The 22672-nt window shown below is 62.0% G+C and carries 20 protein-coding genes and 1 tRNA gene; 8 read left to right on the top strand and 13 right to left on the bottom strand.

Features of this window, described 5'->3' with window-relative positions; all coding sequences use genetic code 11:
- Positions 1–8: 8 nt before the first annotated feature.
- From X726_RS159300 to X726_RS159285, 4 genes are read right to left on the bottom strand one after another with little or no spacing between them, the layout of a single operon-like run.
- Complete coding sequence (locus X726_RS159300; RefSeq protein WP_023668965.1) at positions 9–986, bottom strand: quinone oxidoreductase; 978 nt, start codon at positions 984–986, stop codon at positions 9–11.
- A gap of 17 nt (positions 987–1003) precedes the next feature.
- The gene (gene pcsA / locus X726_RS159295; RefSeq protein ID WP_023668966.1) at positions 1004–1834 is read right to left on the bottom strand and encodes a phosphatidylcholine synthase; all 831 of its coding nucleotides are present in this window, start codon (positions 1832–1834) and stop codon (positions 1004–1006) included.
- Positions 1831–2445 carry a DUF1326 domain-containing protein gene (locus tag X726_RS159290; RefSeq protein WP_023668967.1) on the bottom strand — a complete coding sequence of 205 codons (615 nt, stop codon included), beginning with the start codon at positions 2443–2445 and terminating at the stop codon, positions 1831–1833. The genes pcsA and X726_RS159290 overlap by 4 nt, the downstream gene beginning before the upstream one ends.
- Positions 2446–2459: 14 nt before the next feature.
- Positions 2460–3347 carry a DUF2182 domain-containing protein gene (locus tag X726_RS159285; RefSeq protein ID WP_023668968.1) on the bottom strand — a complete coding sequence of 296 codons (888 nt, stop codon included), beginning with the start codon at positions 3345–3347 and terminating at the stop codon, positions 2460–2462.
- Between the two features lie 95 nt (positions 3348–3442).
- Between X726_RS159285 and X726_RS159280 the strand changes: the two genes are divergently transcribed.
- The gene (locus tag X726_RS159280) at positions 3443–4654 is read left to right on the top strand and encodes a UbiH/UbiF family hydroxylase (protein WP_023668969.1); all 1212 of its coding nucleotides are present in this window, start codon (positions 3443–3445) and stop codon (positions 4652–4654) included.
- On the opposite strand, the gene X726_RS159275 is transcribed toward X726_RS159280, so the two are convergent.
- Positions 4631–5593 carry an AEC family transporter gene (locus X726_RS159275; RefSeq protein WP_023668970.1) on the bottom strand — a complete coding sequence of 321 codons (963 nt, stop codon included), beginning with the start codon at positions 5591–5593 and terminating at the stop codon, positions 4631–4633. The genes X726_RS159280 and X726_RS159275 overlap by 24 nt on opposite strands.
- 224 nt (positions 5594–5817) lie before the next feature.
- Between X726_RS159275 and hspQ the strand changes: the two genes are divergently transcribed.
- On the top strand, positions 5818–6141 hold the full coding sequence (gene hspQ / locus X726_RS159270; RefSeq protein ID WP_023668971.1) for a heat shock protein HspQ: 324 nt from the start codon (positions 5818–5820) through the stop codon (positions 6139–6141).
- Between the two features lie 82 nt (positions 6142–6223).
- Here hspQ and X726_RS159265 read toward each other — a convergent pair whose 3' ends face one another.
- Positions 6224–6847, bottom strand: a complete 624-nt coding sequence (locus tag X726_RS159265) for an invasion associated locus B family protein (RefSeq protein ID WP_023668972.1) — start codon at positions 6845–6847, stop codon at positions 6224–6226.
- Between the two features lie 260 nt (positions 6848–7107).
- Here X726_RS159265 and X726_RS159260 point away from each other — a divergent pair, with 260 nt between their 5' ends.
- Together X726_RS159260 and X726_RS159255 are read left to right on the top strand one after the other, a co-directional pair.
- Positions 7108–8928: an extracellular solute-binding protein gene (locus X726_RS159260; protein ID WP_023668973.1), complete on the top strand. Its 1821-nt coding sequence runs from the start codon at positions 7108–7110 to the stop codon at positions 8926–8928.
- Positions 8929–8977: 49 nt separating this feature from the next.
- Entirely contained in the window at positions 8978–9658 is a 681-nt protein-coding gene (locus X726_RS159255; RefSeq protein WP_023668974.1) for a DsbA family protein, read from the top strand.
- Positions 9659–9784: 126 nt separating this feature from the next.
- On the opposite strand, the gene X726_RS159250 is transcribed toward X726_RS159255, so the two are convergent.
- Positions 9785–10219, bottom strand: coding sequence for a hypothetical protein (locus tag X726_RS159250; protein ID WP_023668975.1), 435 nt, complete (start codon positions 10217–10219; stop codon positions 9785–9787).
- Positions 10220–10824: 605 nt separating this feature from the next.
- On the opposite strand from X726_RS159250, the gene X726_RS159245 reads away from it, so the two are divergent.
- Entirely contained in the window at positions 10825–12711 is a 1887-nt protein-coding gene (locus tag X726_RS159245; RefSeq protein ID WP_023668976.1) for an ABC transporter ATP-binding protein/permease, read from the top strand.
- 290 nt (positions 12712–13001) lie between these two features.
- On the top strand, positions 13002–14369 hold the full coding sequence (gene mgtE / locus X726_RS159240; RefSeq protein ID WP_023668977.1) for a magnesium transporter: 1368 nt from the start codon (positions 13002–13004) through the stop codon (positions 14367–14369).
- 74 nt (positions 14370–14443) lie between these two features.
- Here mgtE and gor read toward each other — a convergent pair whose 3' ends face one another.
- From gor to rpiA, 3 genes are all read right to left on the bottom strand, one after another.
- Positions 14444–15835 carry a glutathione-disulfide reductase gene (gene gor / locus X726_RS159235; RefSeq protein WP_023668978.1) on the bottom strand — a complete coding sequence of 464 codons (1392 nt, stop codon included), beginning with the start codon at positions 15833–15835 and terminating at the stop codon, positions 14444–14446.
- Positions 15836–15959: 124 nt separating this feature from the next.
- Positions 15960–16577: a DUF2059 domain-containing protein gene (locus X726_RS159230; protein ID WP_023668979.1), complete on the bottom strand. Its 618-nt coding sequence runs from the start codon at positions 16575–16577 to the stop codon at positions 15960–15962.
- Positions 16564–17295, bottom strand: a complete 732-nt coding sequence (gene rpiA / locus X726_RS159225) for a ribose-5-phosphate isomerase RpiA (protein ID WP_023668980.1) — start codon at positions 17293–17295, stop codon at positions 16564–16566. The genes X726_RS159230 and rpiA overlap by 14 nt, the downstream gene beginning before the upstream one ends.
- Before the next feature lie 155 nt (positions 17296–17450).
- Between rpiA and X726_RS159220 the strand changes: the two genes are divergently transcribed.
- The gene (locus X726_RS159220; protein WP_023668981.1) at positions 17451–18134 is read left to right on the top strand and encodes a phosphoglycolate phosphatase; all 684 of its coding nucleotides are present in this window, start codon (positions 17451–17453) and stop codon (positions 18132–18134) included.
- 127 nt (positions 18135–18261) lie between these two features.
- Positions 18262–18336 (top strand) — tRNA-Val (locus X726_RS159215).
- A gap of 38 nt (positions 18337–18374) precedes the next feature.
- Here the strand turns inward: X726_RS159215 and X726_RS0134775 are convergent.
- The 3 genes from X726_RS0134775 to X726_RS159205 form a co-directional block, all read right to left on the bottom strand.
- A complete protein-coding gene (locus X726_RS0134775; RefSeq protein WP_023668982.1) occupies positions 18375–18647 on the bottom strand; it encodes a hypothetical protein in 273 nt (90 codons plus the stop codon).
- Positions 18648–18758: 111 nt separating this feature from the next.
- Positions 18759–21428 (bottom strand): DNA/RNA non-specific endonuclease, encoded by a 2670-nt coding sequence (locus X726_RS159210; RefSeq protein ID WP_023668983.1) that lies wholly within the window; start codon positions 21426–21428, stop codon positions 18759–18761.
- Complete coding sequence (locus X726_RS159205; protein ID WP_155929699.1) at positions 21425–22555, bottom strand: hypothetical protein; 1131 nt, start codon at positions 22553–22555, stop codon at positions 21425–21427. Before X726_RS159205 ends, X726_RS159210 begins: the two co-directional genes overlap by 4 nt.
- Positions 22556–22672 lie beyond the last annotated feature (117 nt).

A 22672-nucleotide genomic window follows, 5' to 3' on the forward strand; every position in this document is an offset into this window, starting at 1 on the left:
AAGGCAGATCAGGGGATCAGTATGGTCGTGCCCGTGGTCTTGCGCCCTTCGAGATCGGCTTGCGCCTTGCCGGCGTCCTTCAGAGCATAACGCTGGTTGATCTTGATCTCGACCGCACCGCTCAACACCACGTCGAACAATGCCGCGGCGGAGACTTCGAGGTCTTCACGCTTGGCGTTGTAGACGAACAAAGTCGGCCTGGTAGCGAACAGCGAGCCCTTCTGCGCCAGCAGCGACATCGAAAATGGCGGGATCGGTCCAGAGGACTGACCGAAAGAGACAAACATGCCGAGCGGCTTCAGACAGTCGAGCGAGGCCGGGAATGTGTCGTTGCCGACCGAATCGTAGACGACGTCACATTTCTTGCCGCCGGTGATGGCGGCGACCCCGGCGACGAAATCCTGCTCCTTGTAGTTGATGACATGGCCGAAGCCATGCGCCTTGGCGAGCTCGATCTTGTCGGTTGAGCTTGCCGTGCCGATCACGGTGGCGCCGAGATGTTTTGCCCATTGCCCCAGGATCAGCCCGACGCCGCCGGCGGCGGCATGGAACAGGATGGTGTCGCCTGCCTTCACCTTGAAGGTCCGGCGCAACAGATACTCCGCCGTCATGCCTTTAAGCATCATGCCGGCGGCCTGTTCGTCGCTGATGCGGTCCGGCACCTTGACGACGCGGTCGGCGGCGACGACGCGCTGTTCGGCATAGGCGCCGACGTTGACGGCATAGGCGATGCGGTCGCCCGGCTTCAGCCAGTCGATGCCTGCGCCGACCTCGAGAACCACACCTGCCGCCTCGCCGCCGGGGATCAGCGGGAAGCCGCCGGGCGGCGGATAGAGGCCGATGCGGTGATAGACATCGATGAAATTGAGGCCGATCGCGGTGTGCCTGACCAGGATCTGCCCGGCGCCGGGTTGTCCCGGATCGGCGTCTTCATAGGTCAGGACTTCCGGACCGCCATGGGCGTGGATACGGACTGCTTTGGACATTGTGGGCTTTCCTGCGGTCAGGCTTTCTTAGTGTCCGGCTTGGCGCCGAGTTTGGGGAAGAACTGCATGATACCGCCGATGCAGGCGAGGTAAAGTCCGGTGATGGTGATGCCGACCTTGGTAAAGACGCTGACCTGTTCGCCCAAAACGCCGATCTGGTCGTAGAAGGCGGCAAGGGCCGCCTGCGCCAGCGCCAGCGCACCGAAAGCACACCAGAGCAGCGTCATGCCAAGATTGATTGGCCGCAGCCGCACCACCCGCACGGGGTGAATGAAGTTGATCGGCACGAAGGTGAGGATGCCGGCCGCCACGACGACGCCGAAGGACACCCACTGTCCGGGCTCGATGACGAACAGCGTGAACACGACCATGTTCCAAACGACCGGAAAGCCTTTGAAGAAGTTCTCCTTCGTCTTCATTCCGGTGTCGGCATAATAGATGGCGCTGGACACCACGATGATGGCCGCCGACAGGAAAGACAGCCCTTCGCCCATGAAGCCGCGCTGGTAGAGCGCGAAGGCGGGGATCAGCACATAGGTGACATAGTCGATGATGTTGTCGAGGAGTTCGCCCGACCAGGTCGGCAGGATCTCCTTGACCTCAAGCTTGCGCGCGATCGGCCCGTCTATGCCGTCGACGAACAGCGCCAGCCCCAGCCACCAGAACATCGCCGTCCAGCGTTGCTCGCTTGCCGCCACCAGAGACAGGAAGGCCAGGAACGAGCCAGACGCGGTCAACAGATGCACCGAGAATGCCCGCGCCTGCGGCCAGGTGACCTTTTTCTTCGGCCTCGGAATCCGGTCGGTGATCTTTTTGGCGGCGTTTCTGGCCGTTGTGTTCTTGCTCACGGGCCCCGCCAATCCAGTTTGCAGATTTCGGCCGAGCGGCCGGCAAAGTTCCAGTTGCGGCCGAAAGCCCGCATCTTGCTCTTGTCGGACCTGGCCACGATGATCTCCGGCGCGATCCAGTATTCCGAGTTGCCGATCACGGTATCCTTCTCGCGATCCTTGCCGGGAATCGGTGTGACCGCCCCGTCGATGGTCTTCGGTATCTGGAAAATACGGGTCTTGTCACGCGTCTCGTAGGTGATCGGCACCTGCTCGACGCCGAGGAACTTGCCGACAAGGATCGACAACAGCGCGGTGGTTCCGCCGGCCTTCCCGGTGAAGATCCTGGTCAGCGCTTTCACCGCATAGACGGAGGCTTGCTTGTCGATGAACAGGCCTGCGGTCCAGTTGCCGCGGCTCATACAGCCTGGGATTTCCATGACCAGACCGAGATTGAGGCCGGACAGGTCGACCTCGCCGAAATGGCCTGCGTCGATGCGGAAGCCCGCCCAGGTCTGGCAATAACCCTCCGTCGGCGGATGGCTGCCAAGCGACAGTACGCAAGGACAAAAAACCGTGCAATTGCAGGAGAGTACGAGCTCTCCTTTCATTGCCCAGCCTTGCTCTGCCATGGAATTATCCCCCGTCATGCCGAGACTACTAGCAGGGCGACTGCCCAGACAAGCAGTATCGCACCGGCCACTCGGGTTGGAAGGCTGCCGGTGGTCTGTTTTTCGATCAAGGTGAACAGGCCGATCAGCGCCATCCAGAACACGTTCATCGCGCCGACGGCAAACATCACCAGCATCAGCGCCCAGCAGCAGCCAAGGCACCACAGGCCCTGCTTCAGCCCTAGCCGGAAGATGCCACCCGGCTCCGCGCTCCAGTTGGAAAACAGTGTCGAGAACGGGTTCCGGCATTTTGTCAGGCAGGCCTGCTTGAGGCTGCTGAACTGGTAGAGGCCGGCAACCAGCAGCGCGGCCGCCGCGGCAAGGCCGCTCACCGGATCGAGCAATCGAGCGGAGGACGCAAATGCGTGGACGAGCAACGTCAGCACCGCGAAGCCGATAGAGGCGACAAGCCATGTCGAGAGGTAGCCGGCAGCCAGGACCAGCGGGTGGACCACCGGTTCGCCCTTGATGCGGGCGGTGTCGGCGATTTCACAATAGGTACGGATCATCGGCGCCGCCGACGGCAGCATCGTCGCCACAGCCATCGAAAACCACATCACGATCAACGCCAGAAGCTGTGCGCCGCCGGCATCAAGTGGTGCGGGCGTCAGGCACATGCCGAAGAAGCGGTCGAGGACATCCGGCAGCGGCAGTTGCGGCAGATATCGCAGGACCACATCGCCTGGTACGCCGGGGAGCCGGCCTTCGGCGTCGCGGATCGCCATGGCGCCGAGAATGAACCAGGCGAGCAGAATGCCGCCGGCGATGGCGATGTTGACCGTCAGGCGGGGGCTGCAGGCCAGGCTTGCCGTGGCGCGGCCGGCGCGGTCGAGATGGCTGAAATCGTCCTGCTGGCCGGTCATGACAACCGAATGAGCCTAATCGCCGCGTTGATCAAGCCGCATGGTCTGACCTATATCCATGGGTAGACACCTGCATCGCAAACTGGAAGTCCAATTTGGATCATCGCGAGACAGCACGGATACTGGTAGCCGGCAGCGGCCCTGCCGGACTGATCGCGGCGCTCGGTTTCGCCGAGGCGGGCTTTCCGGTAACCCTGGTCGGACCCGAAGCAGGCGGGCCCGATGGCCGGACCACGGCGCTGATGAACCCTGCTCTCAAGGTTCTCGATCGGCTGGGCGTGCTGGCCGAACTTGCGCCGAAGGCCGCGCCGCTGAAGGTCATGCGCATCGTTGATGCGACCAGCCGGCTGATCCGCAGCCCGGTGGTGACTTTTCGCGCCATAGAGATCGGCGAGGAGCAGTTCGGGCTCAACCTGCCCAACAGTGCGCTGAACCCGACGCTGGCCAAGTCCGTCGCGGCGCATCCCGGCATCGAATGGCTGACGTCGATGGTCGAGAGTTGGCGTCTGGACGCCGATCAGGCGCATGCCGTCTTGACTGATGGTCGCGAAGTCTCGGCCGCGCTTGCGGTCGCTGCCGATGGGCGCCTGTCGCCGGCGCGCGAGGCGGCAGGCATAGTGGCCTCGGTGCGATCCTACCGCCAAGCGGCGCTGGTGCTGAATTTTGGCCATCGCAGCGAACACGGCTTCACCTCGACCGAGTTCCACACAGAGACCGGGCCGTTCACCCAGGTGCCGCTGCCCGGCAACCGCTCCAGCCTCGTCTGGGTGGTGAAACCGGAGGCGGCGAAGGACCTCGCCGCACTCGATGACGCGACGCTTTCCGAGCGTGTCGAGCAGCAGATGCAGTCGATGCTGGGCCGGGTGTCGGTCGAGCCCGGCCGACAAATTTACCCGCTTTCAGCGGCATCACCGGGGCGCTTCGCGCAAAACCGTGTGGCGCTGGTCGGCGAGGCTGCACATGTGTTCCCGCCGATCGGGGCCCAAGGTCTAAACCTCGGCATCAGGGACGTCGAGGATCTGATTGGAATCGCACGCGAAAATCGCAGCGACCCTGGCGCCGCAAGGGCTTTGGCCGCCTATGATTCCAGGCGCCGTCCCGACGTTCTGGCGCGTTCGGGCGCGGTCAACCTGCTTAACATGTCGTTGCTGTCGGACATATTGCCGGCGCAGATGGCACGCAGCGCCGGCCTCAATGTGCTCGGCAGTTTCGCGCCGCTGCGCGCCTTTTTCATGCGCGAAGGCTTGAGGCCGGGCAGCGGCCTTGCGGCGCTTACCGGCGGTTCAGGGAAACAGGTCCGGCGGTAAGATGCCGTGGCGGATCATGTAGAGCAGCCCGGTCACCGTCAGCACCGAGAGGCAGGTTGTGATCAGCACGCTGGCCGACGCGCGTTGCACCCAGACGCCATATTGCTGGGCGATGACGAAGACGTTGGTTGCGGTCGGTAATGCCGCCAAAAGCACGGCTGAAAAAACCCAGATTTCGGAAAAGTTCCCGATCCAGCTCAGCACGACGTAGCAGAGCGATGGATGCAGGATCAGCTTCAGCGCCGCGATCGACGCCAACTCATGCGGCACGCGGTTGAGGGGCCGGAGCGCAAGCGTCACGCCCATGGCAAACAGGGCGCAAGGGGCGGCCGCCCGAGACAGATATTCGAGCAGGCGATCGACCGGCTGCGGTGGGTGAAAGCCGAGATAGGCGGCGCCGACGCCAAGCGCGGTCGCGATGATGAACGGGTGCAGGACGATTTTCCTGACTACGCCGAGGATGAGCCGCCACGGCGATGTCTTGTCGTCGCCCGACAGCGCCATCATCATCGGCGCGATGGCGAAATGCATGATATTTTCGAAGCAGAAGATCAGCGCAACGGGGACCGCCGCTTGTTCGCCGAAGGCGAGCAGCGCCAGCCCCGGCCCCATATAGCCGATATTGCCGTAGGCCGCGGCCAGCGCCTTGATCGTCGACTGGGCGATCTCCCCGCGCGACGCCGTCACCGACCATACGAACATGATCGAGAAGATCGTGTAGGTGGAAAACACCGAGCCGAAGATGAAGCGCCATTCGGTCAACTGTTCGAACGGCGTGCGGGCCAGCAACTGGAAGAACAGGGCAGGAAGCGCGACATAGACGATGAAGGTGTTCATCCAGCCAAGCGCTTCCAGCGGCTGCCTGGTCATGCGCGCGACCAGAAAGCCGATGAAAATCAGCCCGAAAAACGGAAGAACAAGACCGACGACGTCAGACATTTTTGCCTTCGCCCGAAACCCCTGAGCCCGGCTAACCCGTAGCTTCTCCGGGCGTCAAGCGCTTCGGCATTGAATTGATACACGGCCTGCGTCGATAGAACCTGAAACCAGCCCTAAAGTCGGGCTCGATTTTTGATCGCAGCGCGTGTAAATTCAAAGCCTTAGAGGGTCTGCCGCGCATTCCGAGGGACGCCGGGCGCTTTTAAGGCTTAGTGGTGAGTACGATGAAAACAGCCAAATTCTCGATCGGACAAGTGGTTCGCCACCGGCTGTTTCCATTCCGCGGCATCATTTTCGATGTCGATCCGCAATTTGCCAACACCGACGAATGGTACGAAGCGATCCCGGCCGACGTGCGGCCGCGCAAGGACCAGCCGTTCTATCACCTGCTCGCCGAGAATTCGGAAACCGAATACATCGCCTATGTCTCCGAGCAGAACCTGCTCGAGGATCAATCGGGCGAACCGGTCCGGCATCCGCAGATCGGCGAGATGTTCGACAAGCGGCCGGATGGACGCTACGAGCCGAAACGCCAGTCGAGACACTGACATCACCTTGCATCGACGTGACGACAACAAAAAAGCGGGGCATGACCCCGCTTTTTGTGCGCTCCGGTATCTGTCCCGGCGATTAGTTGGCAGCTTTGGCCTTGGCCTGCTCGTCCTTGAGCTTCTTGGCGAAGTCCTGGTTGTTCTTGACGACGAAATCCTGAAGTTTTTTCTGCCGATCCTCGATGTCCGACTGCTGCAGCGGCGCGCCGTCAAAGGCGCCGCTGAAGCCGGTCAAGGCAACCTTGATGGGATTTGGTTGACTTTGGAAGTTGATCGAGGTCAGCGTGATCGCCTGTCCCTTCTTGAAGGACGCGACGAGCGCGTCGGTCAGCGGCACTTCGGCAACGCAACGGTCGGCGAAGCAAATGACATAATCCAGCTTCGTCGCCTTGCCGGCGTCTATTTGCAGGGCGATGCCGGGGGGCACCAGGCGACCTGGGGGAACCGTGACCTGGAAGACCTTGCGGTTTACCTTGCCCTTCAACTCGATCAGGCTGACGCCGGTGACGAACTGGCCGTTGCCGGCAGTGATGATGTTCTGGACATTGCAGATGTCGACATCTTCCTGCTTGGTGCAGGCCTTGAACCAACCCTGCGGAATCTGTTGCTGTGCCGAAGCGGTGGGAAGTCCGGCGCCCAGAAAGCCGACCACGCCCGCGGCCAGGACCGAAAGGCGGTATGCGTTGCTGTTCAGGCTCGTCATGTCGTGCATTTCCTCTCAAATGATCCCGGGACCGGCTTCTTCGCGCCGTGTGGTCCTGCTACCTGTTGCCGAATTGAGGCAACAGAATGACTTCGGAGCGCGTGTTACACTGCATGAGCAGCCGAATCCAGCCCGCCGCCTGCAATTCTTGGCCTCGCAATTTGGGTCGTGCGATTTGGGTTGATGTATCTGGCCGGAGCGCCGCGGCGCCATGTTAGGGTGCACTCCGAATCATCAAGCCGCCCAGTAAGGAGACGGTCATGGGCCGCATTCTTGTTTGGCTGATCGCCGCAATTTCGTTCTTCGCCTTTGCACCCGGCGTGGCGATGTCGGAACCGAAACATGCCATCGCCATGCAGGGCGAGCCGGCGCTGCCAGCCGACTACCAGCATTTCGACTACGTCAATCCCGATGCGCCGAAGGGCGGCAACATCACTTACTGCGTCGTCGGCAGCTTCGACAATCTGAACCCGTTCATCCTGAAGAGCCTGCGCACCACGGCGCGCGGCATGCAGGACCTCATTTTCGGCAATCTCGTCTTCGAGCCGTTGATGATGCGCAACTACGACGAGGCCTTCAGCCTCTATGGCCTGCTCGCAGACACAGCCGATATGGATCCCGAGCGCAAGTGGATCGAGTTCCATCTCAACCCAAATGCAAAGTGGTCCGATGGCGAGCCGGTGACGCCGGATGACGTGCTGTTCACCTACGATGTCTTCACCGACAAGGGCCGCCCGCCCTACAGGGATCGCATGAGCCTGATCGCCAAGCTCGAAAAGACCGGCGATCACAGCGTGCGCTTCACCTTCAACGACAAGGCCAATCGCGAGACCCCCTTGATCATCGCGCTGACGCCGATCATCCCAAAGCACGCCTTCAACAAGGATACCTTCGACAAGACGACGTTGAAGCCGGTGATCGGCAGCGGTCCCTATACCATCGACAAGGTGCAGCCGGGACAGCGCATCGTCTTCAAGCGCAATCCAAATTACTGGGGCAAGGACATCCCTTCCAAGCGCGGCTTCGACAATTACGACCAGATCACCATCGAGTACTTCCTCAACGCCAACGCCAAGACGGAAGCGTTCAAGAAAGGCATCTGCGCCATTTACGATGAGGGCGATCCGATCAAGCGCGAGCGCGATATCGATTTTCCCGCCTTCCATCGCGGCGAGGTGATCGCCGAGACCTTCGACACCGGCATACCGCCCGTGGTGACCGGGTTCCTGTTCAACACGCGGCTGGAGAAGTTTTCCAATCCGGAGGTGCGGCGCGCACTCGGCATGCTCTACGACTTCGAATGGGCCAACAAGAACCTGTTCGGCGGCAAGTACACGCGCACGATGAGCTACTGGCAGAATTCCGAACTTTCCGCGCTCGGCCATCCCGCCAGCGACAGGGAAAAGGCGCTGCTGGCGCCCTACCCCGGCCGCGTGCCGGCCGATGTCATGGACGGCAGCTGGCGCCCGCCGGTGAATGACGGCACCGGCCAGGACCGCAAGGTGCTGAAGCTGGCGTTCGACCTGCTGAAGAGTCAGGGCTACGCCGTTAGGGATGGTGTCCTGCTGGACCCAAAGGGAACTCCCTTCGGTTTCGAGATCCTGACGGCCTCGCAGGACGAGGAACGCTTTGCCGCCATCTATCAGCGCTCGCTGGAAAAGATCGGCATCGCGGTGACCATCCGCAGCCTCGAGGCCGACCAGATCCAGTCGCGCAAGCAGCGTTTCGACTTTGAGGTTCTTGTCGGGTCCAGCGGGTTCAGCAACTCGCTGTCTCCCGGTATGGAGCAGAACCTTCGCTGGGGTTCTTCAGAGGCCAAAAGAGAAGGTTCATTCAATCTGGCCGGCGTCGCCGATCCGGCGGTCGACGCGGCGATCGACGCGATGCTGAGAGCACGGACCAAGGAAGACTATGTCGCCGCCGTGCGCGTGCTCGACCGATTGCTGATCTCCGGCAATTACATGGTGCCGATGCAGTACAACGCGCAGCAATGGCTCGCTTACTGGAACTACCTGGACCATCCCAAAAAGACGCCCATATTCGGTTATCAATGGCCGACCTGGTGGCGCAAGCCGAACTGAGCGTGGCCGAGATCGGTCTCGCTGAAACGTTCGGCTGCAGGAGATCAAGATGAGCGATGACAATTCCATTACGGTCGACGTGGTTTCCGACGTCGTCTGCCCCTGGTGCTTCGTCGGCCAGAAGCGGCTGGATAAAGCGATTGCCGCTGCCGGCGACGTTGAGGTTCATGTGCGCTGGCGGCCGTTCCAGCTCGACCCGACCATCCCGCCCGAGGGCAAGGACCGGCGCGAATACATGCTGGCCAAATTCGGCAGCGACGAGCGCATCCGCCAGATGCATGCCCGCATAGAGCCGCTCGGCGAAGCCGAAGGCATCGATTTCGCTTTCGACGCCATCAAGGTCGCCGCCAACACGCTGGACGCGCATCGTGTCATCCGCTGGGCCGGTGCCGCCGGTGAAGCCGTGCAGAACCGGCTCGTGCGCCGGCTGTTCCAACTGTATTTCGAGAAAGGCGGCAATATTGGCAACCACGCCGTGCTGATCGATGCCGCCCGCGAGGCCGGCATGGACGCTGCCGTGGTCGAAACGCTGTTGCCGACCGATGCCGACGTCGAGGAGGTGCGCACAGAAATCGCCACGGCATCGCGGATGGGGATCACCGGCGTGCCGTGTTTCCTGCTCGAAGGCAAATACGCCGTCATGGGCGCGCAGGACGCCGACACGCTGACTGATGCCATCCGCCAGGTCGCGGCTGCAAAGGCCAAGGGCGAGCTGGAAAAGGCCGGCTAGAGCCTGTTCCATCCCGATGGAAATCGGGATGGGGCTCTATTCTCCTTGTTTGAGCATGATCTCTGGACAAAACGGTTCCCGTTTGTCCGAGAAAACCGGCAACCACTTTTCGGGATCATGCTCGGGTTATTTCACCGTTACCTTGGCTTTGCTGAGGAAGAATCCGTGGCCGTTGCTGCCCGTGCAGGTCAGTCCCTTGGTTGACGACTGGCAGGTAAACGGCCCTTTGCTCCAGCTGTTGCCATAGGCCAGCTTCGCCACATCGCTGCAGCAGCCCTGCTCGCCCGGATTCTTGATCAATGTCGCCGGGCCGTTCGGCCCAAGGATCACGGTGACGTAGCTGGGCTCGACGCGCGAACAGCTCAGTTCCGGACCGCCATCCTGTGGCTCGTAGGTGCTGGTGCCGCCCTTCGGCGTGTAGATGCAGCCGATGTTCCCGGACGGAGCATTGAACTCGATTTGCCCTTCGGCGCTTGCCGGAATGGTCTGGCTGCCGGCATGCGCAAGAGGCAGCCAGGCAAAGAGCGTCACGATTGCGGGAACGGCTGCGCGTGCAAGCATTGGGGAGCTTCCTTGTTAGGGACCGGACATGCATTGGTGCCGACAGTGCCCGGCAAGGTTCATTCCAGTGCGCTTGATTGTCAAACGGTGTTGAACTGCAGCTAAAAAGCGCGTGCCACCTCATGAACAGTCGCTTTACAGCAGCGACGATCTTGCGTGCCCAACCATGATGGCCGGTGAGATGATTCGGGCGGCCTGGGGCGATCATGGACGGCAATTTTTCGGGCGATCCGGTTAGCGCGCGGTGGGAAAACCGGCCGACGGGCAGGCCTTTTGGTCACAAAGCCGTGTATGAGCCTTCCCTCAGGGAATATATTCGCACATCTGAACGTTCTCGCAACACATTGAAACAAAGGACAAATTGGGCCCAAAGACGGCGGTCTCGCAGCACCAACTGTTGCCCGATCGCAACGGCGGGTGGGCTGCCTCACATTCGCCGGGATAAAATTCATAGAAAATGATCAATTGGTGTTACTATCCGTAACAAAACTAAAAAAGGTTTGGGCGGGATTGTGATTCGGGTCGACAGACCGCGACGTTCAATATCGGCACTTTGGAACCGCGACGCCCCCGCCGGGCCGTCGCCCCTGACGCCAGTATCGTCGATGCGGACCTTCTGGGGACTGATGCGGGCCTACTGGTTCTCGGACCGGTGGAGGGAAGCCTGGGCGCTGACCTTGGTGGTCGCGGCGCTAACTGCTCTATCGAGCAAGGCCGACGTCTGGTTCACGGTGGCGATGGGAAAGCTGTCAAACTCCATCGCTTTTTTCCACGATGCTGCGAATACTGCGCCGCTTGAATCGCTTCTTACCAATGCCGGGCTGCTGGTACTGCTGGTCGTGGTCAAGGATGCGGGCATCACTTCCATCAAAAGCCTTGTCTCTGCGACACTGCATCGCAAATGGCGCGGCTGGCTGGATGGCCGCTTCAATGAAGCTCTCCTCGATAACAACCACACGCACTACCACGCCCAGAATGGCTCGGCCGGCACGCCGGCACCCGACAACATCGATCAGCGCGTGCAGGAATCGATTAAAGATATGACTGGTGGCGCCCTGGGGCTTGCACAGGGTGTGTTCGGCGTCTTTACCTCGCTGTACTTTGTGGGGGGAGCTTTGCTTGCAAACTCCGTGGAGGTAAAAGGGCTGGAGTTCCTCGGCAGCTACGGTAGCGTCGTGCTCGCTCTTCTAGCGGTCGCTATCTACGTGCCGTTCAACACTTGGATCGCAGTCAAACTTGGCGGAATGCTCGAGTGGCTCAACATCAGGATGCAGAAGGCGGAAGGCAGCTATCGCGGCGAACTGCTCACGCTACTGCGCCGGAGCTTCCATGTGTCAGCGGCGCGAGGCGAAGAAGTCCAGAAGAAAATACATGGTCGGCTCTATCTCGACATCGACCGAACTTGGTCGAAGTTCAATATTGTCAACAATATCTATTCAGGATTCGAATCGGTCTATAATTTTGTTGCGGCCAAAATTGTCGCTTTTGCTCCGGGCCTTGTGCCTTTCATCAACAACAAGGTTGATTTCACAGGGTATGTAACCGGCTCCGAGCAGGTCAACGCGCTGATCAGCAAGTGCTCGTGGTTCATCCATGTCATGCCGAGTCTCGCCACGTTGCGGGCCAACAGCCAGCGCGTCATTGAGTTGGCGAACGCCATCGAAAACGTCCAGCAGCCGCAAGACTTCTACAGCCAGACCGGCCAGTCCGACTTCCACTATGCCAGCCAGAACCCCGTCTTCGGCCTGACCATCCAGAAGCTCGAACTGGCGCATCAGGGCGAGGACGCCACGCCATTCCTGAGTGCTGCCAATCTGCGCTTCCGGCGCGGCGAGTGGGCATTCCTCAAGGGCGAATCCGGCTGCGGCAAAACTTCGCTGATCAAGGCGATCAACGGCTTGTGGCCTCATGGCCGCGGCACCATCGTCTTCCCTGACGGTGTGAGGAGCTTCTATGCCGCCCAGGAGGTCAAGCTGCAGCAGGTGTCGCTGAAGCAGCTGGTGTGCCTGCCCGGCTCCGAGGACGACTATGGCGATGCGCAGGTCGCGGCAGCCCTGCACAAGGCCGGCCTTGGCGATTTCATCGAACACATGGCCGATGAAAGCCGCGAGGGAAAGATCTGGGACCAGCTGCTGTCCGGCGGCCAGAAGCAGAAGCTGGTTGTGGCCCGCATCGTGCTGCAGCAACCGGGACTGTTGTTCCTCGACGAAGCGACCGGCGCGCTCGATCCGGATGGCAAGATCGCCTTCCACCAGGCCATCAAGGACAATTGTCCCGATGTCACGGTGATCAGCATCATGCACGAGGCGGTGGCGCCACGCTCGGCCTCGGGCGAGGAATTCTACCACAGCGTGGTCGCGATCGCCGACGGCGTCGCCACCAAGAGGCCGCTTGTTCCGAACCTTCCGCGCGAGCTCACCACCATCCTTACGCAGCCGCGGCCGGTCGAGGACAAATGGATGCGTTTTTCACGCCGGCTGAAGCAGAAATAGCAGCCACGCCGAAGCGCGTTCCGCCACTGGCGGCGGGGCACTCGCTCCCTCCCCCTTCAATAATCATCACAGTCTCGCGATTGGGCCGGCTCCCGGCTGTATTCCGCCACTCCCGCGATTGACTCGCCAAGATGCGCTCCTATGTTGCGCCCGCTCGCTGAATTCCAACTCGAACCCGCGAGCAGAAAGGTCACCGCGCCATGCCTGGCGACAGTAGTCGAACGCAACCGCCGTCCGCCTCGATGTGACCTCTAACGGCTCACGTCCCGCCGGACGGCAAGGAGTGAGCCATGAACGAATTTACCCCCGTCGTAGCGGGCGACGATGCCGTCGCTATCGCGCGTATCCTTGCCAATGATCACGTCGCCGATGTCGTCGAGGCCCTGAACCGGGAATCTCGCGATACCGCGATAGAACTGCTTTGCGAAATGCCGTTCGAGCGGCTCGTCGAGATCTTCGACCAGCCTGAACTCGACGGCGCCTCCGATCTGGCCGAGGCGCTGCCGCGCGCCAAGGCGTGCAAGCTCCTGACCGCCATGTCGGTCGACCGCGCCGCCGATATCCTGCGCGAACTGGACGAACCGGCGCGCTCCGAGCTGCTCGGCGGGTTGGTCCCGCCGCTGCGGGCAACGCTGCTTTCCATTCTCGGCTATCCCGAAGGCAGCGCCGCCTCGATCATGACGACCGAATTCGTCAGCGTGCCGTCGGACTGGACCGTCGGGCGCACGCTCGACTACATCCGCAAGGTGGAGCGGACGCGGGAGACCGTCTACGCCATCTACATCGTCGATCCAGACACGCATGTGCTGGTGCGCTCGACCGGCCTGCGCCGGCTGATCACCGGCGAGCCGGACGATCCGATCCTGTCGGTGGCGCCGGATCGCGCCCCGGTGACGGTGACGCCGCTGACCGATCGCGAAACACTGGCGCAGACGATCTCCAAATACGACCTGCTCGCGGTTCCCGTCGTCGACCACGGCAAGATCCTCGGCATCGTCACCATGGACGACATCATCGACACCATGATCGAGGAGACGACCGAGGACGCGCATCGCTTCGGCGGCATGGAGGCGCTCGACGAGCCCTACATGAAGATGAGCTTTCTCGCCATGATCAAGAAGCGCGGCGGCTGGCTGTGCGCGCTGTTCATCTCGGAGATGCTGACCGCCAATGCCATGCAAAGCTATGAAGGCGAACTGCAAAAAGCGATCGTGCTCACTCTGTTCATCCCGCTGATCATGAGCTCGGGCGGCAATTCCGGTTCGCAGGCGACCTCGCTCGTCATTCGCGCGCTGGCGCTGCGCGAGATCGGCCTTCGCGACTGGTGGCGGGTGGCGTTACGCGAATTGCCCACCGGCTTCGTGCTCGGCGCCATGCTTGGCGTGGTCGGCATCTGCCGCATCGCGCTCTGGCAATATATGGGCTTCTACGATTATGGGCCGCATTGGCCGCTGATCGCGGCGACCGTGGGGGCAGCACTCGTCGGCATCGTCACCTTCGGCTCGCTGTCGGGGTCGATGCTGCCGTTCGCGCTGAAACGGATCGGCTTCGATCCGGCGAGCGCCTCGGCGCCGTTCGTCGCCACGCTGGTCGATGTCACCGGCCTGGTGATCTATTTCTCGGTGGCGCTGGTCATCCTGCGCGGCACTTTGTTGTAATAAGCTTCAGGCCTCCCATCGCGGTGGCAACAGCGGCTGCCATGGGGGGTTCTTCAAGATCGAGCGCGCGGGCGTCAATCGACCCGCACGCCGTTCTTCACGCGGTAGGTGGGCTTGTACATGGTGACCAGTTCCTCCGCTGCCGTCGGGTGGACGGCCATGGTGCGGTCGAAATCATCCTTGGTGACGCCGGCCTTCAGCGGAATGCCGAGCAACTGCGCCATCTCGCCGGCGTCCGGCCCGAGGATGTGCGCGCCGAGCACTTTTCGCGTGGCGCCATCGACCACCAGCTTCGTCAGCATCTTTTCGTCGCGGCCCGACAGCGTGTGCCGCATCGGCCGGAATGTGGCGCGGTAGATTTCGATATCGGAGTAGCGCTTGACGGCATCGTCCTCGGACAGCCCGACGGTGCCGATCTCCGGCTGTGAGAAGACGGCGGTCGGAATGGTGTCGTGGTCGGGCGCGGTCGGATTGCCCTTGAATGCGGTCTCGATGAAGCACATGGCTTCGTGGATCGCCACAGGCGTCAACTGCACGCGGTTGGTGACGTCGCCGATCGCCCAGATGTTGTCGATGTTGGTGCGGGAATACTGGTCGACAACGATGGCGCCGGTTATGCCGAGCTCGATACCGACGCCTTCCAGGCCCATATTCTCGGTGTTTGGGAGGCGGCCGATGGCGAGCATGACCTGGTCGATCGTCAGCACCTTGCCGCCGGTGACCAACGCATCCAGCCTGCCGTCCGGCCGTTTGCGGACCCATTCCGACACGGCGTGGCAGAGGATCTTGATCCCCTTCTTTTCCATGGTTTCGTGCAGCATGTGCCGCAGGTCCATGTCGAAGCGCGACAATATCTCCTTGCCGCGATAGACCAGCGTGGTGTCGACGCCCAAGCCATGGAAGATATTGGCGAATTCGACGGCGATGTAGCCTCCGCCCTCGATCATGATCGCCTTCGGCAGTTGCTTGAGGTCGAAAACCTCATTGGAAAAGATGCAATGCTCGTGACCGGGCAGCGCCGGGTGCGGCGCCGGCCGGCCGCCGGTGGCGATCAGGATCTGGTCGGCGGTGACGGTGCGGTCATCGCCCAGGAGATGCACGACATGCGGGTCGACCAGCATGGCGCGCGAGTGGAACGTCTCGCCGCCGGCGCCTTTCACGTTCTTTTCGTAGATCGCTTCCAGACGGGCAATCTCGCGGTCCTTGTTGGCGACCAGCGTCGGCCAGTCGAAGCTCGCCTCCGGCACCGTCCAGCCATAGCCGGCGGCGTCGGCAAAATGCTCGGGAAATTGCGAGGCATAGACATAGAGTTTTTTCGGCACGCAGCCACGGATGACGCAGGTGCCGCCATAGCGGTATTCCTCCGCGATGCCGACACGTTTGCCGATCGCTGCCGCTACGCGCGCCGCCCGAACCCCGCCGGAGCCGCCGCCGATGACGAAGAGATCGTAGTCGTAGCCGGCCATGCTGCTGTTCCTTGCCCCAAGAAATGTTTGAGACAGGTAGGCTGCATGAAGCCAAAAGAAAAGCCCGGTTTCCACCGGGCTTTCTGGTCCAGCGGCAAGGATGCCGGTGGCGAAATCAGACGTCTTAGTTCTTCGGCGCTTCCGGCTGGTCACCGTCTGCGGGCGCATCGCCGTCGGCAGGTGCAGCGCCATCGGCGGGGGCAGTTGCGTTATCCGGCGCAGGCGCGGCCGGAGCAGCGGCCTTCGCGGCGGCTGCCAGCGTTTCGCCGACCTGCTGGGCGAGATCGCGCGCCAGGCCGTTCTGCCAGATGTCGGCGGCTTTGACCAGTTCGCGCGTCACGTTGGGGCCGTTGTCGAGCAGCTTCTTGCCGGCATCGGAATTGTAGAAGGCGGCGATGTCGGTGAGATCCTTCTCGGAGAACACCTTGGCATAGGCGAGCGCTGCTTCCTTCTCCAGATCGGCACGGCGCGAGGCCAGCGCCAGTGCCTTTTCGCTGACGGTCTTGCCGATCAGCTCCTGCATATCAGGGTTCTTCTGGATGAGCTGCTGCTCGAGCGAGGCCGCCGCTTGCGGCAGGATGTTGTCGAACGAGTCGGTCGCGTGGATTGCCGTGACCGCCGCCCGTGCCGCCTTCAGATGCGATTCCGTGATCTCCTGCGAGAACGCCGGGGAAGAGAAGGCGAAAACGGCCGAAGCCGCCAGAACGGCGCAAAGATTGCGAACCCGGTTATGCAACATCATGATCGGTAGAACTCCCTGGTTTTCGGGCGGCATGGACTGTTTGGATGCCGTCGCCGCCGGCGATGATGGCCGCTGACGCCAGCCCGATGAAAAGACCATGCTCGACCACACCAGGAATGGCATGGAGAGCATTAGAAAGCGCTCTTGTATCCGGAATGCGGCCAAAAGATGCATCGAGGATAAAATGGCCGCCGTCTGTAACAAAAGGCTGGCCCCCCGTCATCCTCAATGTAACCGGGCCGGAAAGGCCGAGACTTTTGGCCGCTGCCGCGACCGCGATTTCGGTCGCGCACAGGCCGAATTGGTTGACTTCGATCGGCAAGGGAAACCGGCCAAGGGTGTCGACCATCTTCGAGCGATCGGCAATGACGATCATGCGCTGAGATGCCGCCGCGACGATCTTCTCGCGCAGCAGCGCGCCGCCGCCGCCCTTGATCAGTGTCAGCGCCGCGTCGATCTCGTCGGCGCCGTCGACGGTAAGGTCGAGCTCGGGCGTTTCCTCAAGCGTCGACAGCGGCACGCCAAGTTCGCGGCAAAGGGCTGCGGTGCGCTCCGACGTCGGCACGCCGATGACGGTCAAGCCCGCGGCGATCTTTTCGGCCAGCAGCCGCACGAATTCGTCGGCCGTCGTCCCGGTGCCGATGCCGATGCGCATGCCGTCGCTGACATGGGCAAGGGCTGCCCGCGCGGCCTCGACTTTCAACTGCCTCGCATCCATGCTCGCCCCAGGGGTTTGGCTTGGTTCTGATTTTTCTGGATGCGCGCTCCTAGCACTTTTGCCCGCAGGGTCAAAGACTTTGGCTCGCACCGGCTTGCCTGAAAGAAGCGCAGCCGCTATCGCCTGCCTGCAATGCATCAGCCACAGGACAGGCCATGACCCAACCGATCATCGTGTTCGACCTCGACGGGACGCTGATCGACACGGCGCCGGATCTGCTCGACAGCCTCAACCACAGCCTTGCCGCCAGCGAGCTTGCCGCTGTCGACGAGGCCGGCTTCCGGCGTTTTGTCGGCCAGGGCGGACGGGTGATGATCGAGCGCGCGCATACCGCGCAGCAGAAATCGCTGGCGGTGGAGGAGCACGACAGGCTGCTGAAGGTGTTCCTCGACCACTACACACTCAACATCCCCGGCAAGTCGCGCCCCTACCCCGGTGTCGTCGAAGCCATCGCCCGCTTCGAGAAGGCCGGCTATCTGCTCGCCATCTGCACCAACAAATATGAGGCGAATTCGAAAGCGCTGATCGAGGCGCTCGGCCTGACAAAGCATTTCGCCGCGATCGCCGGCCAGGACACGTTCGCCTTCCGCAAGCCCGACCCGCGCCATCTGACCGAGACCATCCGGCTCGCCGGCGGCGATCCGCATCATGCGCTGATGGTCGGCGATTCGCACATCGACATCGACACCGCCAAGGCCGCCGGCATTCCGGTCGTCGCCGTCGATTTCGGCTACACCGACCGCCATGTCAGGGAATTCGAGCCATCGGCGGTGATTTCGCATTTCGACGCGCTGACGCTCGACCTGGCGGAACGGCTGATTGCAGCGGCGGCCGGCTGAGCGAAACGGGGATTCCGCGGCAGCGCCTGTCCTCGGCTATTTCAGGCACAGAAGGCCGGCGCATCTCCTTGACTTCACGACCCTGCCTCCCTTATATCGCGGCTCGCTTGGCCTTCGGGCAACGAGCGGGCGATTAGCTCAGCGGGAGAGCACACCCTTCACACGGGTGGGGTCGCAGGTTCAATCCCTGCATCGCCCACCATTTTCTTTCCCGGAACAGCACACTCCAAGCCAGCACTCCTAGCAGCTGCAACTCGCCCCTTCCCCACCAAAATTCTTCTGCGCAAAGTTCAACGCGCTTGAGTAGCTCGTGTAGCTCTGGAACTGGCATACATCGGATCCGTTCCGCACCTTCATCTGCTCGAGATCCCAGAACGAAACCTCGATGTGATCGTTGGCGCAGTAGACCGTGTATTTTTCAGGCTCCAGCGCGTTGGCTTTCTGCAGCGGCATGGAGACGGCTGGAATGCAAAACGCGGAAAGTGCAAGCATGACGGCGTGACGCGTGCGCATGTAAAAACCTCTGGAGTGAGAACAGCCCGTATTTGTCGCGACGATAGTGAGCGGCGCATCGCGGCTTTTTTACGCGCCCTTGTCTTCGCCCCGCTCGGGCCTTCAGTGTTTCTATATGCTGGTCCATATCTCCAATGTGTTGGCCTTGATGATCGGCACCGCACGGGCTGTCACCAGTCGGCCAGCGGCAACCGTGAGGTCGGCGGCCAGCAGTTCGGCGGCGCCACGGTCGGCGTCGTTGTAGGGGTTGTAGCGAACTTCGTTCTTGCCGGCGGCAGCGGCGACACGTTCTTCGCCAGGGTTTGGAATGCCCCAGCCCAAGGCCCGCATTTTTGCGGAAAGCGCCCCGGCGTCCTCGCGCGCCATGCCGGCGAACTGGACGTAAACCGTCTGTGGGCTCTGCTGGATACGCAGCCGGTCCTTCAGCGTGTTGAGTGCGTTGCGATCCTGCTCACCGATAACAGTCTGGCCGTCGGCTGCCGAAAGGGCGAGATCGGCAACCGCCCGGCGCGCGCCGGCAAACACAGCCAGCCAGTCCGGGCGTTCCCACAATTCAGGCGGTACCCCAAGCAGGGTCTCAAGCACGTTGCGGCGCCCCGCCGGTGTCAGCCCGCTTATGCTTTGCAGGCCGGCCATCTCGACGAGAGCCGCGACGATCTTCTGCCGTTCGACCACCGGAAGGTCTGCGTCTTCGAGGACGGCAATCAGGTCACCGCGCAGTGCATCATTTGCGCCGTCGAGCAGCTTGACGCGAGCCGCCAGTTCGTCGGCCGCGGTTCCATTGGGGCCGCGGTTCTTCAGTGAATCCGTCCATTCGATGAGAGGGTCGAAATTGAGGCTCGTGAGCCTTTCAAGCTCGGCAACCGGGAGCCGATACTGCTCGACGTTGAACGCCCCCGTAGCGTCGGCTGGAATGAAGAACGCATCGACCTCAAATTCCGGCTCCCTCACCTCTCCCTTCACGGCCGCCGACACCGAGGACACCGCGAGCTTCCAATAGGCATAAGGGACCGGCACGCCGTCGACCGGCTGGTCCGCGGGCCGGAAGACAGGACCACTGAAGATGGTCACCCGATTGGCGAGCGGATTGTGCTGCGAGCGAACCCAGTTTTCGAGCGGCACCCATCGGCTGCCGTAGAAAGTACGCGGCTGCGGCATCGTGTTTGGCAGGAAAGAGGCATACTGCGCCAGCTTGAGCGCCGCCGTTGCCGGATCGCCGGCGAACTCCGGACCCCAGGCGATGTCGCTGGCACTTGCAAATCGCGCCGCCAGCCAGGGCCGGTCCGCGCGAAAGTACCAGCTGGGACGAGGCTGGTAGTCGACCGACAATCGGCTGTCGGGTTTCAGTCTGCTGGCGGTGAATTGCAGCGGCAACCTCTGCGACCGATCCAGGTTGACGGCCGAATAGATGGCCATGCGATGAGTTCGGCACATGACCAGCGAGTAGTTGATGTAATCAAGCGGCGGCGCCACGGCGTCGTTGGCCAGGTCGTCGGTTATCCTGGGCAAGCCGATCGTGGCCCCTATGAAATCGACCTTGTATCCCGAAAGAACGTTAGGCTGTTTGTCTATGTCTTTGCCAAGCAGCGGTTCAAGCGCGGCGCGCAGCGGCGCCGGCAATTGGTCGAGCGCGACCTCGCCGCTTTTGACCTGCCCGGCCAGCTCGACCAGCACCCCCTGTCGCAAATCGGGCGCCAACTTGTCCAGGGACACGCTGCCGAGTTTGAGCTGTTCGACCACAAGCAAGATCGCGGATCGCAAAGTGGCCTGCGTGGCTTGCTGCTCGGCCAGCGTCTTGGCGGCGTCTTCCGCCTTCTTCTCGGCAACGGCAAGTGCAGCCTCGGCTCGCTGGCGTGCGTCTTCCGTCTTTTCAAGGGCGGTGGAAAGCTTTCCATTGAGCTTTGCGACCTCACTCGCCGTCGTCTCGGCATCCTTGCGCGCGTCAACAGCGTCATTTCTCTGGACGTAGGCGAAATAGGTGGTTGCCCCAAGGATCGCGGCCAGGATGGCAAACAGCGCGATCAATATATTCTTGCTGCGATCGCGCTGCTTCTGGCTGTCGGTCTCCGCCTTGGCGCTCGCCTCGACGAACTCGGCGATGTCCGGCCCCTGCGGCAGCTCCGCCGCCTCCTTCAGCGCTTCGCCGCGCAGGAGATAGCCGGGATAGCCGGTGTTCTTCCATTGCCGCGCCTGGGCGGCCACGCGAATGCGAAAGCGCTCGGTCAGCTCGTCCGAACTCAGTTCGTCGTCGGATGCGAAGCCGTCGCCGGATTCGGCACCGTCTTTGGTCGCGACGGCCATTGATTCAGGAACGGCGATGGCGACCGTTCCTGAATCGTTGATTTCACGCGATGCCGATTCGGAGTCAACCGCGACGGCAATTGGCTCTGTTGTTTCGAGCCCACCGCCACCTGCGAAAGACGCGAGCCGCACCGGGCTGACGTCGGCTGAGGTGATGCCCGGCCGCGTGACTAGTTCGGCGGACCAATAATCGAGTATGCGCTGCGCCGCGCGCCGGTCGGATTCCCGCGCGATGGTGCTGCCGGCGCGCCGTGCCTTGGCCAGGAAGTCGCGGATGGCCTGCGCATCGGGGGCCGTGTTGTCGATGCTGGCTTCCGTCGTCTCGGCGCCGGCCTTGTCGCTGCGGCTCATCGATGGGTCGACGGCTTCATTGCTGCTGGCGATGCGCATCAGCTCGAGATGTGCGATCCGGATGTCGCTCAGCGAAATAAAATCGGCCGGAGTTTCGGTCTCCGTGCCTGTCGCAAGTTCATCGCTCATGGCCCCAGGTCCTCAATGATCTTGTGCAAAGGCGTGCTGACGCGGACGATCGAGGCGCATTCCGTTTTCAGCGCCAGATCGACCTGGACGAAGCGTTGCTGGGCCTCGTCCCGATAGGCTTCGAAGGCAAGGATGAAGGCGGTATCGACGGTCTCGCGCGATAGCTGGTCGTTGACGTCGGTGGAGTAGTCGACGAGCGTCGCCCGCCACGCTCCAGTGGGGTCGAGGTCGGCAAGAACCTTGACCTTCACTTCCAGGTTTCGCCACAGCGGCGAAAACTGGAACGGCAGCGACTTGTCCGCCGCAGCGCCCCCTTCTATCGGCTCGATCATGTCGGTAAGGCTGGCCAGCTTGTTGTCGATGTCCTGCCATAGCTTGTGCTCGACGACGCGCGCATAGATGGTCGAGGACAGCACCATGATCGCGTCATGCGCGGCCTTGATCAAGGGCACGGACGGCTCTTCTGCAGGAAGTTTGCCGGCTATCGTATCTAGACCGGTGGCCAAAAGTCCGAAGGGCAGGTTCTTTGCCGTGACGAAAATCTGCTGGTTGAGCCGCGACGGCACGACGCGCAGCACGGTGCGCACGTCAAACAGCGCGTCGTAGGCGTCCGGAGACTTGTTATCGATGGCAGCCTGCAACTTGATCGCAGCCGCCTTGAGGTCGTCGAGCCAGGCCTGCTCGATATCGTGAAGCGCCGGCCCCGCCGGCAGCTCCATGACCGACTCTCCGATAGAGACACAGAAGAGCTTCAATATTTTGAGGAAATTGCGCATGACGCGGACCTGCTCCAGGTCGGCCCCCATGTCGCGGGCGGCGACCAGCAGGTTCTGGAAGCTGCCGATGCCGTATTGAAAACTCTGCAGATGGTCATGCAGGTCCTTGTAGGTCTTGAGGACATCGATCTGGCTGGTGACATTGGTGAGGCCGTTGTCGGCGGCAAGCGTGGCCTGAATGTCCTTGGACTGCTGGTTGACGGCGTTGAAGCCTGCGAGCGCGGTGTTGACCCGATCGTCGGTCGTCAGGCCGGGCAACTCGGCCGTCGGTTTCTGGCCCGCGGCGAGTTCGTCCAGATAGGCCTTGAACCGGGCCGCGCACTGCGGATTTTGCGCCACGACGGCAGTCATAAGCGCCTGCGACAGTTTATTGGTCAACGCATAGTCAAGGATGTTGAACCAGACTGTAAGCGCCGCCCCCTGGAGGTTGATGGCGCCAGCGACGATTCCAGCGTCCTTGGTTACCTG

The sequence above is a fragment of the Mesorhizobium sp. LSJC285A00 genome, from assembly GCF_000503155.1.
Lineage (GTDB): Bacteria > Pseudomonadota > Alphaproteobacteria > Rhizobiales > Rhizobiaceae > Mesorhizobium.

Bases quoted from the DNA above. Each gene is read 5' to 3' on its own strand.
- X726_RS159300 (WP_023668965.1), bottom strand. From the start codon at position 986: ATGTCCAAAGCAGTCCGTATCCACGCCCATGGCGGTCCGGAAGTCCTG.
- X726_RS159290 (WP_023668967.1), bottom strand. From the start codon at position 2,445: ATGGCAGAGCAAGGCTGGGCAATGAAAGGAGAGCTCGTACTCTCCTGC.
- X726_RS159285 (WP_023668968.1), bottom strand. From the start codon at position 3,347: ATGACCGGCCAGCAGGACGATTTCAGCCATCTCGACCGCGCCGGCCGC.
- X726_RS159275 (WP_023668970.1), bottom strand. From the start codon at position 5,593: ATGTCTGACGTCGTCGGTCTTGTTCTTCCGTTTTTCGGGCTGATTTTC.
- hspQ (WP_023668971.1), top strand. From the start codon at position 5,818: ATGAAAACAGCCAAATTCTCGATCGGACAAGTGGTTCGCCACCGGCTG.
- X726_RS159265 (WP_023668972.1), bottom strand. From the start codon at position 6,847: ATGACGAGCCTGAACAGCAACGCATACCGCCTTTCGGTCCTGGCCGCG.
- X726_RS159260 (WP_023668973.1), top strand. From the start codon at position 7,108: ATGGGCCGCATTCTTGTTTGGCTGATCGCCGCAATTTCGTTCTTCGCC.
- X726_RS159255 (WP_023668974.1), top strand. From the start codon at position 8,978: ATGAGCGATGACAATTCCATTACGGTCGACGTGGTTTCCGACGTCGTC.
- X726_RS159250 (WP_023668975.1), bottom strand. From the start codon at position 10,219: ATGCTTGCACGCGCAGCCGTTCCCGCAATCGTGACGCTCTTTGCCTGG.
- X726_RS159245 (WP_023668976.1), top strand. From the start codon at position 10,825: ATGCGGACCTTCTGGGGACTGATGCGGGCCTACTGGTTCTCGGACCGG.
- mgtE (WP_023668977.1), top strand. From the start codon at position 13,002: ATGAACGAATTTACCCCCGTCGTAGCGGGCGACGATGCCGTCGCTATC.
- gor (WP_023668978.1), bottom strand. From the start codon at position 15,835: ATGGCCGGCTACGACTACGATCTCTTCGTCATCGGCGGCGGCTCCGGC.
- X726_RS159230 (WP_023668979.1), bottom strand. From the start codon at position 16,577: ATGATGTTGCATAACCGGGTTCGCAATCTTTGCGCCGTTCTGGCGGCT.
- rpiA (WP_023668980.1), bottom strand. From the start codon at position 17,295: ATGGATGCGAGGCAGTTGAAAGTCGAGGCCGCGCGGGCAGCCCTTGCC.
- X726_RS159220 (WP_023668981.1), top strand. From the start codon at position 17,451: ATGACCCAACCGATCATCGTGTTCGACCTCGACGGGACGCTGATCGAC.
- X726_RS0134775 (WP_023668982.1), bottom strand. From the start codon at position 18,647: ATGCGCACGCGTCACGCCGTCATGCTTGCACTTTCCGCGTTTTGCATT.
- X726_RS159210 (WP_023668983.1), bottom strand. From the start codon at position 21,428: ATGAGCGATGAACTTGCGACAGGCACGGAGACCGAAACTCCGGCCGAT.
- X726_RS159205 (WP_155929699.1), bottom strand. From the start codon at position 22,555: ATGACTGCCGTCGTGGCGCAAAATCCGCAGTGCGCGGCCCGGTTCAAG.